Genomic DNA, 333 nt, shown 5'->3' with positions numbered 1-333 from the left:
TTTATCTCCTACACGTGCACCAGTAGAAGTTTTTTCAATATTCTTAGTTTCTTCTACATCTGTTAAGTATCCTTCATCATTGACTGCACAGATACCTCTCGTTACACCACCATTATCACTTAAAGTATTCTTTAAGATAAATCCTGCCATAGCTAGTTTTTCTGGATGTTCAGGTGTGTAGTCTAATAAGAAATCATGAATCTGTACAAATGCTTCTTTACCATAATAATCATCTGCATTAATAACTGCGAATGGTTCATGAATCAAACCATCACAAGCAAGAACTGCCTGACCAGTACCCCAAGGCTTAGTACGTCCTTCAGGACATTCAAT

At 36.6% G+C, this 333-nt stretch carries 1 pseudogene; it reads right to left on the bottom strand.

Going from position 1 to position 333, the window contains the following annotated elements:
* Positions 1-333 (bottom strand): annotated as a pseudogene (locus tag B2S90_RS09265) (nucleotidyltransferase); the annotation flags it as partial.

The sequence above is a fragment of the Catenibacterium sp. UBA627 genome (assembly GCF_002299355.1).
GTDB lineage: Bacteria > Bacillota_I > Bacilli_A > Erysipelotrichales > Coprobacillaceae > Catenibacterium > Catenibacterium mitsuoka.
Note: the sequence above shows the minus strand (reverse complement) of the source record. Positions and strands in the feature narration are given on the sequence as shown.